At 58.5% G+C, this 12035-nt stretch carries 7 protein-coding genes; 3 read left to right on the top strand and 4 right to left on the bottom strand.

Annotated features, from left to right (window positions below; genetic code table 11):
- Complete coding sequence (gene dtd, locus BM347_RS00125) at window positions 1–447, top strand: D-aminoacyl-tRNA deacylase (RefSeq protein ID WP_093914418.1); 447 nt, start codon at window positions 1–3, stop codon at window positions 445–447.
- Between the two features lie 58 nt (window positions 448–505).
- Here dtd and BM347_RS00120 read toward each other — a convergent pair whose 3' ends face one another.
- From BM347_RS00120 to BM347_RS00105, 4 genes are all read right to left on the bottom strand, one after another.
- Window positions 506–1699 carry a beta-barrel domain-containing protein gene (locus BM347_RS00120; RefSeq protein WP_093914417.1) on the bottom strand — a complete coding sequence of 398 codons (1194 nt, stop codon included), beginning with the start codon at window positions 1697–1699 and terminating at the stop codon, window positions 506–508.
- The gene (locus tag BM347_RS00115) at window positions 1696–3918 is read right to left on the bottom strand and encodes an ATP-binding cassette domain-containing protein (protein ID WP_093914416.1); all 2223 of its coding nucleotides are present in this window, start codon (window positions 3916–3918) and stop codon (window positions 1696–1698) included. Before BM347_RS00115 ends, BM347_RS00120 begins: the two co-directional genes overlap by 4 nt.
- A complete protein-coding gene (locus BM347_RS00110) occupies window positions 3915–5237 on the bottom strand; it encodes a TolC family protein (protein ID WP_245764141.1) in 1323 nt (440 codons plus the stop codon). The genes BM347_RS00115 and BM347_RS00110 overlap by 4 nt, the downstream gene beginning before the upstream one ends.
- 74 nt (window positions 5238–5311) lie before the next feature.
- Complete coding sequence (locus BM347_RS00105; protein WP_093914415.1) at window positions 5312–7927, bottom strand: Ig-like domain-containing protein; 2616 nt, start codon at window positions 7925–7927, stop codon at window positions 5312–5314.
- Window positions 7928–8289: 362 nt separating this feature from the next.
- On the opposite strand from BM347_RS00105, the gene BM347_RS00100 reads away from it, so the two are divergent.
- Both BM347_RS00100 and BM347_RS00095 read left to right on the top strand, forming a co-directional pair.
- On the top strand, window positions 8290–10284 hold the full coding sequence (locus BM347_RS00100; RefSeq protein WP_093914414.1) for a CocE/NonD family hydrolase: 1995 nt from the start codon (window positions 8290–8292) through the stop codon (window positions 10282–10284).
- Between the two features lie 140 nt (window positions 10285–10424).
- Complete coding sequence (locus BM347_RS00095) at window positions 10425–12029, top strand: ABC transporter substrate-binding protein (protein ID WP_093915329.1); 1605 nt, start codon at window positions 10425–10427, stop codon at window positions 12027–12029.
- Window positions 12030–12035 lie beyond the last annotated feature (6 nt).

Below are 12035 nucleotides of genomic sequence, written 5' to 3'. Positions count from 1 at the left end.
ATGCGCGCAGTGCTTCAACGGGCCAAAGATGCTTCAGTCACTGTCGACGGGCAGATCATTGGACAGATCGGCGCTGGCCTGCTGGTCTTTGTCTGTGCCATGCCAGATGACACCCCCGCCACCGCCGCTGCACTTGCCGCGAAAATCGCCAAACTGCGCCTGTTCAAAGATGACGCGGGCAAGATGAACCTCAGCCTTACCCAAACCGGCGGCAGCGCGCTGATCGTCAGCCAGTTCACCCTCGCCGCCGACACGTCGCGAGGCACACGCCCTGGATTTTCGCGCGCCGCCAAACCGGAACACGCCAATGCATTATACGAAGGCTTCATCGCCTATATGAAAGCCCTCGATATACCCGTTCAAACCGGAGAGTTCGGCGCGGACATGTCGGTCGCTCTCACCAATGACGGCCCCGTCACACTTTGGATAGACACAGCCCATCCCTAATTTCCAAATGGACCAAAATCCTCGGGGGTCTGGGGGCAGACAGCCCCCATGCGCGACCTCAAGGCTCACGAAACGCCTCTTTGGATTTATAAAGCGGCTTCAACAAATACTGCAGAACCGTCTTTGATCCGGTATGCAGTTCAACACTCGCTTGCATGCCCGGCCGTATCTGCAAAGACGCCTGACGCGGTGTCAGATGGTCGGTATCCACCTGCAAGGTGACCTTGTAATGCGGTCCGCCATCGGGGCTGCGCGACCGGTCATCCTTGAAGGTGTCGGCGGAAATCAATTTGACCGTGCCTTTTAGCGTCCCGTAAATCGTATAATCATAGGCTGACAACTTAACCGTTGCCTCTTGGCCGGGGCGCACACCGGCAATGTTTTCGGGCTTTACCCGTGCCTCAACAAACAGCTCTTCGTCTATTGGGATAATCTGCAAAATCTCTTCGCCGGGGCGTACGACGCCGCCGATGGTTGTCACGGCCAGATTATTCACGATACCGCGAAGCGGGCTGGTCAGGATGGTACGGTTCAACTGGTCCGTGCTGGACTTCAGGTTTTGTTTCAACGTGGCCAGCTCTTTCAGCACGTCCGAATATTCCTGCGCGCGGTCCAGCTCGGTGCCCGTGATGATCTCGTCCAGTCTGATCCGCGCATCTGCATGCACCTTGCGAGCGCGGGTGACTTCGATCAGCGACACGATCTTTTTCTTCAGCATGTTTTCCAGCAGTTCGCGTTCTTTGGCGGCTTCGGTCAACACCCGCCCGGCCCCGTCGGAACGGGACAGAAAATCAACTTGCCGCGCTTTCAGTAATACCCGTTCAGACGCGACAATGTCAGGCGTGCGCTGCACAAAAGCGGCGGGCACGTCGAACTCTGACTGCCCAGCCATTTCGGCCTCAAGGCGCAAGCGACGGATTTCAAACGCGCTGATCTGGTCCTCTAGGTCATCGACCGAGGATTGAAACTGGGTGCCATGCAGCCGCGCCAGAACATCGCCTTTTTCAACAATATCGCCCTCCCCCACGGCAAGCTCGGCCAGAATACCCCCTTCGAGGTTTTGAATGATCTGCGGGCGCGAGCTTGAGATCATCGAGCCTTCGGCGCGCACGATCTCATCTATCCAGGCAAAGGAGGCCCAGACCACAAAGATCAGCACTGTGGCACCGCACAGCCAGACCACAGTGGATGGCCCGCGCAAGGTGCCTTTCATCTGCCCGTCCAAGGTGGGAATGGCGTCTTGAGTGTTCATGCCAGTTGCCCTGATCGGCCAGCCAGATGTGCCAGCACTTTTTCCTGCGGCCCGTCCACCGCCATGCGGCCATCTTGCAAGATCAGAGTGCGGGTCGTCAGCGCCAATATGGGCGCGCGATGCGTGGCAATCACGGCGGTGCGCCCGGCCATCCATGTCTGCAAACGCGACACCAGCGCGGCCTCAAGCTGTTGATCCAGTGCGGCGGTGGGTTCATCCAGCAGGCAGATTGCAGGGTCTTGCAGCCATAACCGCGCCCAGCCGATGGACTGGCGCTGGCCGACCGACAGGCCCACGCCTGCGTCCTTGATCTCAAGATCCAAACCTTTGTGGTGCGTTTTCACGAACGCCCCAAGCCCGGCAAAATCAAGCGCGGCCAGTAACCGATCGTCGTCCCGTTCCAGCAGGTTCATGTTCAGATTGTCCCTTAGACTGCCCGAAAACAAGCGCACATCCTGACCAAGATACCCGATCAACCGACGCAGGTCGCGGGGGTCAATCTGGCCCATCTCGGTGCCGTCAACCAGCACACGCCCGCCCGACGGCGCATATAGCCCGCTGAGTATTTTCAGCAGCGAAGATTTGCCCGACCCGTTCGCCCCCAGCACGGCCACATGTTGGCCCGCAGGTACTCTCAGTCCCTTAATATCAAGCCTCGGCGCGCCGTCGTCGTCATAGCGGAATGTCACATCGCGCAGCTCGAACTGACCACGCAACTTTTCACGGCGCAGGTATGTGCGGCCCTCTGCGGTATCTTGCGGGGCGGTGACGATTGCATCCAGCCCGTCCAACGCGCCTTTGACATTGCCCCAGCGGGCCATCGTCCCCGACAACTGCGTCAGCGGGCCAAGGGTGCGTCCCGTCAAGATGCCGACCGCAATGATCGTCCCCACGGTAAATTGCCCGGCAAACACCAGATAGGTGCCCAGGATCACAGCGCCGACATAGGTCGCTTGCTGGATGCCCTGGCTCCAGAATGTGAGAAACGACGCCAGCTTGCGCTGCTCCGAGGATTTAACCGCCGCCAAGGTGTTCAGCTCGGTCCACAGGCGCAAAATGCGATCTTCGGCGCGTTGGGTTTTAACGGTATCAAGTTCAAAGATCGCCTCGTGCAGCAGCCGCGAGGATTTTGCCGATGCGCCCTGCGTTTCCTGCGTCAGCCGAATCGCTTTCTTTTGCAAAAAGAACCCGGGCACCAGCATCAAGATACCGCCCAGAACCAGCACCCAAACCACGTTCCCCGCAATGCTGGCCACGAGAAACAAAAAAACAAAGATAAACGGGATGTCGGCAATCGTGCCGATGGTCGACACGGTAAAGAATTCACGCACCGACCCGAATTCACGCATTGCCGAAAACAGCTGGTTCGGGGCTTGTCCGCGCGCGTCTGATCGCATGCCCAGCACCCGTTTCATCAAGGTATCCTGAACTGCCAATTCAATCTGACGTCCAGCCCCGTCCATCAACCGCGCCCGCGCCATTTTTAACGAGCTTTCCATCAGCAGCGCCAGACCCGCGCCGATGGCAAGCACCCACAAAGTTGACTGTGATTGATGGGGGATCACACGGTCATAAACCTGCAACGAAAAAAGCGCCACCGCGACGGCCAGCACATTGGCCACAAATGACCCCATCGCGACCTCAATCAGTTGGCGGCGGAAACGGGGGAATTGGCCCCAGAACCAATGCGGGGGACGGCCACCTGTTTCATGGGCTTTCGCCACCGTCTCAAGCGAGGCCTCGGCGCGTACAATTAGCCCCGCAAAGAAGGGTTCAAAGTCGCTGATCGGCACCATGGCGCGGTTGTCGGTGCAGGTGGTGTCAAACACGATCAGATCGCCGCTCGATTGCCCCATCACCAGCAGCAGTTGACCGGATGTCATATAGGCCAGCGCAGGCCACAATGATTTGGACAGTCCTGCAACACGGCTGACTTGGGTCAGTAAACCAACGCTTTGCAAGGCTTTGGCGATGGCATCTGCTTCGCGGCCGGTTGGCGCGCCCGTGGCAGTATTCACGGCGACGGTTTCAAACAGATCACGGGCCGTTGTATCGACCCCCAACACGCCCGCATAGATTGCCGCCAGAGAGGCGCGCGCCATCAAACGGTCGTGAGGCCGGTTGACGTTCTGCGCCTTGGGCTGAGGCCCATTCGCGGCTTTCAAGTGCCCCTGATCGGCGTTGGTGATTGTTAGCGTAAAACGCGGCTTGCTGATCAAATCGCGCTCCCATCTGCCAAAACCCCTTGGATTTGCGCCATTTCAATGCGCAAGCGGATTACATCATATTTCAACGCTACCTGAGATTGCTGTTGGCGCGCATAGGTCTCGTAGACGCCTACGACATCCATAACCTGCCGTTGCCCTGCATCATATTGTTCTTGGAAAACATCGAGGTTTCGCTTAGCTTGCCCGGTCAGGGTCGCGGCCTCGGCGCTTTGGCGTGACTTGGCGCTGATCTGCTTTTCCAAGCGGCGCAGGTCGCGGATTGAATCCTCGCGCGCCTGGCGCAATTTACGGGTCGCGGTTTCATCTGCCAGTGCCGCAGCCTCCAGCGATGCTTTGGTGCCCAACCCCAGTAACTGATCAGACCCGATGTTCAGACCCAAAGAACTGCCTTTGCCGATTGTGCCGCCCGCAGATAACGCCGGCAATATGCTGGCACGCTCGACCGCTGCGGCGGCGATGCTGCGGGTCTTTTCGGCCTTGGCACGCACCACGATCAACGGCTCGCCCGCACCGGCGGTCACGGGAATTTCCGGCATGCCTCGCAGATCGCTTAGCGGTTGGATCGACATGGCGTTTAGCTCTGACAGGGATGTTGCTTCACGCTCAATGGCCGCCGTGTAGCCAGCCCGTATCTCGGACAGTTTCTGGTGCAAAATGGTCAGGTCAGACATGTCGGATACGCCCCCCTTGACCCGTTCGCCCATGACCCATTCGAAGTGCGACATATCCTTAAGCGTCGCCTGACCAAGAGTTGCAGTTTCGCGCGCCTCGGCAGCCGCAGTGTAAAGACGCAGCGCTTCGGCCACGCGCCTGTTGGTGTCTTGCGCCAAGGATACTGCCGCGACATCGACATCGGCGACCGCAAAGGCGCGTTCCCCCTTGCGGCGACCATTGTCGAACAGCACCTGATCCACGACCAGATTGGCGGCGACCGAGCCGAGCGCGCTCAGGCTGATCTGCGGGCCGATCCGGGGCAGCCAGTTTGTGCTGGCGGCCTCGGCGCGCAACGCCGCCGCGCGCAACTCGGCCTCGGCCGTGCGGCTGTTTGCAGCCAGGACAGAGGACGCGATCGCGCCAGAAACACCGTCTTTGGGCAATACCGAAACCCGCCGGGACAGCCCTTGGATGATCTGGCTGTTTGCGGCCAGTTTTTCTGCATATGTCGGTTTGGCGATCTGCACGGCATCAGGCGTCTTAAACCGTGCCACCATGTCAGCTGGCGCACGGTTGCCTGCCATACCGGGCGCGCAGCCAGACAGCGCCAGCGCCAGCGCGCATATGCCACCTGCTCTTATTCGTTTCTGCCCCATGCGTCTGCCCTTAACGTGCCAGTTTATTGCTGTATCAGCGCGGGACAGTTGCCCCTTCCCGCGCCTTTTTTGGCTTAGACGATCACGCTAATATCGTCATCGATCATCAAGGTACCTTCGCTGCCCAGCATATAGATGTCATATGTCTGGCCCTCTTTCACCTCGGTGCCTGTGCGCGTGCCCCCCCTGATTGTGACGGTATCGTCGGCGTGGCCGTTCACAATCAAGGTGTTGGTGTTGCTGGACAGATTGAGCAAGGCCGCTTCCGTTATGGACAGCTGCGCCTCCTCGGCGAATTGAAGATCGATGGTTTCGATATTGTGGCTGGCCAGATTAGGATTGGTCAGCTCAAGCAGGGTGTTTGCGCTTTCATCATCCAGCGCAAGATATGTGCCCGATGAATTACCCGCAGCATCGGTCGCCGTCACGATCAGGTCAGACCCGTCCGGAACGGTCGAGTCAAAGTAGAAATTCGTCTCGTTCCGGGTATCATTTTCCAACGTGCTTGCCGCCACCTCGGTGATGGATTTGTCAGCCTGTATCTGGTGCACGGCCAAGGCGTCATCGCTTTGCTCGACTGAAATGGCGCGGATACCGTCGCCGTCACGGGTATAGGATTCGATCACAGGGCCATCAGGCGCATAGGTGTCGATTGCCACGGTATAGCTGAGGGTATCGACATTGCCCACATGATCAGTCGCCTTGATCGAAATATCTGCCTGATAGGTGCCGCTGCGGATGTTTTCCGGCGGAATTGTCACGTCCCAGTTTCCTGAAGCATCCACCGTGGCGGTGTAATTCGTGCCGTCAAAACGGACGACCACACGCGAACCGGCCTCGACTTGTCCGGCCAGATCAATGCCTGCTGCGGCTTCACGCGCGCTGACAACGGCGTCGGTGCCGCCGGGCGTGTTCAGGTTCAACGTGTCAACAACTGTGTCAATCAATACGGGCCAGCTTGCTGTTGCGGTGTTACCAGCCCCATCCGTAGCCGTGACCACAGCGGTTGTATTATATGTACCCTCTGGCACCTGCCCCGGTGCAAAAGCCACCGACCAATTGCCAACTGCGTCAACCACGCCATTGGCGGATGCATTCCCCAGTTTGACAGCCACCGATGATCCGGTTTCAGAGGTACCAGATACCATCACCCCGCCATCCGCCAAACGTTCGACCCCGTTGACGGTATTGTCGCCTTCGATCTTGTTCAGTGACAGGTTGTCGACACGGGTGTCCACACGCACACTATCAGTTTCAGTGCGGGTATTGCCCGCCCCATCCGTGACACGCGCGGTTATTTCAGCGGTGTAGACCCCTTGCGCGACGTCACCGGCAGTATAATGGGATGTCCATTCACCGTTCTGGTCGGCGCGCGTGGTTGTCACGACACCTGCAAGGGTCACCGTCACAACGGCCCCGGCATCTGCGGTACCCGAGATGGCCACGCCATCGCTGGCTTCGGCCGCGTTGATCACATCGTCGCTTTCCACAGGGGCTGCGCTGATCGTCAAAGCGCCGGCTTCGGTATCGACCCACACAGATTGCGTAATGCTTCGGGTGTTGCCCGCCTTGTCCGTTGCGGTTGCCACAATCGCGCTTGCATAGGTGCCAGCCGGAATGTCGCCTGGCGCAAAGGTTGCCGACCAATTGCCGTCGGGATCAACCGCCGCGTCAAGCGTTACAGCGCCCATTGCAACCGAAACGGTCGAACCCGCCTCTACCGAGCCGGTGAGGGTAACACCTTGGGCTGCCTCGGCGGTATTGATGGTCGCATCCGCCGCCCCCGCCTGATTGGCAAAGGTCAGTTCGTTAACCAAGGTATCGACGGTCAATGTATCCGCGGAAGTCGCTGTATTGCCATTTTGGTCGGTCAACGTGGCGGTGATTTGGGTTTGGTATTCACCATCGCGAAAGCTGCCTGCGTCATAGCTGACCGACCATGTGCCATCTGCGTCAACGGTTGTCGTCTGGGTCGTCCCTTCGACCGTAATGTCGATGGTGGCCCCGGGGGTGCCCATGCCAGTGATCGTGGCCTTCCCATTTCTGCCACCCGTGGCCAAGGATATCGCGATTTCAGGTGTAGGTGCCGGCGTGGGTGCGGATGGGGACGTTGGTGTTGTCGTTGCTGTTGGCACAGCAACCGCGTCGCCCGCGTTTGCGCCACCGCCCAAGATCGCCGCACCGCCCGCGACCGCCGCAGCCGTCACAGCACCACCGCCACCAATCATGCCCGCGCCCAACAGCGGGGCAGCCAGCATCGAAACTTCGTTTTCTTCACCCATCATTGCGCCGGTGATGGTGGCCGTGTCCGTGCGACCAAAGTAGATCAGGTCATCGGACGGGCTCCACTTGCCCCACTGCTCGGTCGGGCCGTATTGCGCGTGCAGGTTATTGCCCTCTACCGCGACAAGGCCCACCTCGTTCAGATATCCATCGGAGGAGATGAACAACCGGTTTGGGCTGCCTGTATCGTTAAAATAGCTGTCGATCGTGATGACCGTTCCATCGACAAGCGTCAAAACCAGATCATTACCATCGCGTTGGTGCGACAGGAAATCAGCCTGACGCAGGTTAAGAGATATCTCTTGACCGACTTGCGCCGGGATTATGTAGGATGTGGCCCCTTCAGCCAGAATACCGCGTTGAACCGCGCCTGCTTGGTCGCGAATGACGAATTCTATCGTCTTCATAATAGTACCGCTCTACCTCGGTGTCCGTTCTATGCGGATCACTTGGTTGTCTTTTTGCCCACCGGATCGTTAAACCATTCCGTGTGCGCTACTTCAAAATTCTCCCTTAGGGTTATCTGAGTGATAGTAGACACGCTATATTTATAGCGAACGTAAATTCAACTGTAATCACCTTCGCCTTATTCTTGCCTTATTTTATTGTGCATCGGCGCCACAGTCCCACCCGCATCGAGGGTAATTTGGCCCGCAATCCGCGCTGTACCCCCGTTTAGAAAAGCCGTTCTATTTACGCGTGTAATAAACAGACTTCCACACGGAAGCATTCAGTTGACAACAAACGCCCCCGCGATGACGCTGCCGCAATGACAGACAGCCCCAACGCCCCGCTGAAGATAATCGAAGACCCTGATCTGGGGATCACACTCTCTGATGGATGCAGGCTTTCTGCGCGGATCTGGCGGCCTGAAAATTCTGACGGTGCGCCCGTGCCGGTGATCTTGGAGTATCTGCCCTACCGCAAACGCGATGGCACCACGGCCCGCGATGCCTTGACCCACCCTTGGTTTGCCGAACGCGGCTATGCCTGCGTGCGGGTCGATATGCGCGGCAATGGCGACAGCCAAGGCGTGATGGAGGACGAATACACCCCGCAAGAGCAGGCCGATTGCATCGAAGTGATCAACTGGCTAGCGGCGCAAGACTGGTGCAATGGCAGCATTGGGATGATGGGGATAAGCTGGGGCGGCTTTAACGGGCTGCAAGTCGCGGCGCATGGGCCAGAGCCGTTGAAGGCCGTGATCACCCTGTGTTCGACGGTGGACCGGTTTGCTGATGACATCCATTATAAAGGTGGCTGCCTGCTGAACGAAAATCTGGGCTGGGGGGCAACGATGTGGTCCTATTCCAGCCGCGCACCCGACCCGGCCTTGCGCCCCGACTGGCGCGAGATGTGGCTGGAACGTCTGGAGGCCGAACCGTTTCTTGCGTCCCTTTGGCTGCGACACCAATCGCGCGATGCCTATTGGAAACAGGGGTCGGTTATCGAAGACTATAGCGCGATCAAGGCCAAGGTTCTGGCCGTGGGCGGTTGGGGCGACGCCTATAAGAACGCGGTTCCCCAATTGGTCGAGGCGCTGCCGGGGGCCAAGGGCATCGTCGGCCCTTGGGTTCATAAATATCCGCATTTCGCCATTCCCGAACCGCGCATTGGTTTCCTGCAAGAGGCGCTGCGCTGGTGGGATCGTTGGCTCAAAGACATTGACACAGGCGTCGAGGATGATCCGGATTATCGCGCCTATCTGATGGACGGCATGCGCCCTGCAACTTGGGTGCTGGAACGCCCCGGCCGCTGGATTGCAGAAGACAGCGGGGCGACATCGCATTTGCCCACCCAATCGATGTATCTAACGGACGCGGGGCTCGCCCCCGAACCGGCCCCCCTGAAGGCCACCGTCGCATCGCCTGCACATTGCGGGGCCAGCGCAGGGGAATACTGCGCCATCTGGCTGGGGCCGGAAATGCCCGGCGACCAACGTCAGGATGACGCCCTTTCCACCGTCTTTGATAGCGGTCCGCTGCACGAAGACATGGATATTGTCGGCGCGCCGCGCATCACGCTGCGGCTGTCCTGCGACAAACCGCAGGGGCAAATCGCCGTGCGGCTTAACCACATCCACCCCGACGGGGCCAGCGCGCGCATTACCTATGGTGTGCTGAACCTCAGCCATCGCAACAGCGCCGAAAACCCCACGTCGATGCACCCCGGCAAGGCCGAAGACATCAGCTTTGATCTGGATCACATCGCCTACCGCGTGCCGGCAGGCCACAGTTTGCGCGTGTCTATTTCAACCGCCTATTGGCCGCTGATCTGGCCCGCGCCTGACGCTGCGACCTTGATCGTGACAGCGGGTGACATCGCCCTGCCCCAACGGCCCACGACGGGCGGTGACGAATATGCATTCCCGCCCCCCACCGCTGCGGCCCCGTGGGAAACAGAAACCCTGCGCGCAGAAAACCACATCCGGCGGCAGGAAACCGATATGGTCACGGGCCATATATCATTGGTCATCGAAGACGACTTTGGCAAAGTACGGGACGCCGATCACGGCTTGATCGCAGGGTCGATCGCACGCGAACGCTGGACGATCAACCCCGCCGATCCGCTAAGCGCCACGGGCATCTGCCACTGGACCCAGGAGCAGGAGCGGGGCGAGATCAAATTGCGCAGCGAAACCCATTCGAAAATGTGGTCCGACGCGACCCATTTCCATCTGACCGGACGGATAGAGGCATACGAAGGCGATACCCTGATCTACGAACGCGACGTCGCGGATAGCATTAAGCGACACTTCATGTAATAAAGACGGCAAGGTCGCCGGGGTATTAACCCTTGCGACATAAAGGAAAATGCGCAAACTTTAATGTGGGAAAAATAAAATGCCGCAAGATCGGCGTATAAATAATATCACCAATAAACGACCAACAGGGAGACATGATCATGAATGATCAACTGGAATATATGACGGGCCAAGTGGCCAAGGGCACAATGACGCGCCGCGAATTCGTAGGCCGCGCTGCTGCTTTGGGTGTGACGGCTGCGGTGGCAAACACCATGCTCGCAAACAACGCCCAAGCGGCATCGCATGGCACCCCGATTCGTGGCGGCTCGATCAAAATCGGTTCCTCGGGCGGTGAATCCACCAACACGCTGGACCCGGCACTGACCGCATCCTCTGTGCCACTCGATAACCTGCGCCACCTGTATGAATCGCTGGTCGAAGTCAGCGCCGAAGGTGACATCATCCCTCGCATGGCCGAAAGCTTTGAGGCCTCAGCCGACGCGAAAACATGGGCGTTCAAAATTCGTAAGGGCATTCAGTTCCACAACGGCAAAGACATGACCCCCGATGACGTGCTGAAAACCATGCAGCGTCACTCGGACGAGAACAGCAAATCGGGTGCTTTGGGCATTATGCGCGGCATCGAGAACATGAAAATCGATGGCGACAATCTGATTGTCGAACTGGGTGTTGGCAACGCTGACCTTCCCTATCTGATGGCCGACTATCACCTGATGATCCAGCCCGGTGGCGGCATGGACAACCCCGGTGCCGGTATCGGTACAGGCCCCTACACGCTTGAAGTTGATGAGCCCGGCGTACGCCACGGCTTTACCCGCAACGAAAACTACTGGGATGCCGACAACCGCGGCTTTACCGACTATAACGAAGTGTTGGTTCTGAACGACGCCACAGCCCGTACAGCGGCCCTGCAATCCGGTCAGGTTCAAATGATCAACCGCGTTGATCCCAAGGTTGCGTCCTTGCTGAACCGTGCGCCTAACCTAAGCGTACAGTCCGTCGCTGGCCGCGGGCACTATGTGTTCATCGCGCATGTGGATACCGCACCATTTGACAACAATGACCTGCGTCTGGCGCTGAAATATGCGATCAACCGCGAAGAAATGGTCGACAAAATCCTGCGCGGCTATGGGTCGGTCGGGAACGATATGCCGATCAACGCGGCCTATCCGTTGTTTGACGAAACCATCGAACAGCGCGAATTCTCGATCGAAAAAGCGCGTGAGCATTACGCAAAATCCGGCCATGATGGCAGCCCCATCGTGCTGCGCGTCGCTGATGGCGCGTTTGCAGGCGCTGTGGATGCAGCATCGCTGTTCCTGGAAACAGCCAAAGCTGCCGGCATCCCACTGGAAATCAAGCGCGAGCCCAACGATGGTTACTGGTCCGAAGTTTGGAACAAGCAACCGTTCTGTGCATCCTACTGGGGTGGCCGTCCGGTACAGGACCAGATGTATTCGACAGCGTATCTGTCGACCGCAGACTGGAACGACACCCGCTGGAAACGTCCGGAATTCGACGCGATGCTGCTTGAGGCACGTGCCGAGCTGGACGACGGCAAGCGCAAGGCCATCTACTCGAAAATGGGTACCATGCTGCGTGACGAAGGCGGCTTGATCCTGCCAATGTTCAACGACTTTGTGGACGGTGTTGCCAACAACGTTGGCGGTTGGTCCGCAGACCCGAACGCCGAGTTGATGAACAACAAAGCGCCGATCAAATGCTGGATCAAAGACGCTTAAGGGTAC

It is taken from the genome of Sulfitobacter marinus (genome assembly GCF_900116285.1).
GTDB classification, from domain to species: Bacteria; Pseudomonadota; Alphaproteobacteria; order Rhodobacterales; family Rhodobacteraceae; genus Sulfitobacter; species Sulfitobacter marinus.
Note: the sequence above shows the minus strand (reverse complement) of the source record. Positions and strands in the feature narration are given on the sequence as shown.

What these genes read in the sequence shown, in the direction of transcription:
- BM347_RS00095 (WP_093915329.1), top strand. Translation starts at nt 10,425, where the DNA reads ATGAATGATCAACTGGAATATATGACGGGCCAAGTGGCCAAGGGCACA.
- BM347_RS00100 (WP_093914414.1), top strand. Translation starts at nt 8,290, where the DNA reads ATGACAGACAGCCCCAACGCCCCGCTGAAGATAATCGAAGACCCTGAT.
- BM347_RS00110 (WP_245764141.1), bottom strand. Translation starts at nt 5,237, where the DNA reads ATGGGGCAGAAACGAATAAGAGCAGGTGGCATATGCGCGCTGGCGCTG.
- BM347_RS00120 (WP_093914417.1), bottom strand. Translation starts at nt 1,699, where the DNA reads ATGAACACTCAAGACGCCATTCCCACCTTGGACGGGCAGATGAAAGGC.
- BM347_RS00105 (WP_093914415.1), bottom strand. Translation starts at nt 7,927, where the DNA reads ATGAAGACGATAGAATTCGTCATTCGCGACCAAGCAGGCGCGGTTCAA.
- dtd (WP_093914418.1), top strand. Translation starts at nt 1, where the DNA reads ATGCGCGCAGTGCTTCAACGGGCCAAAGATGCTTCAGTCACTGTCGAC.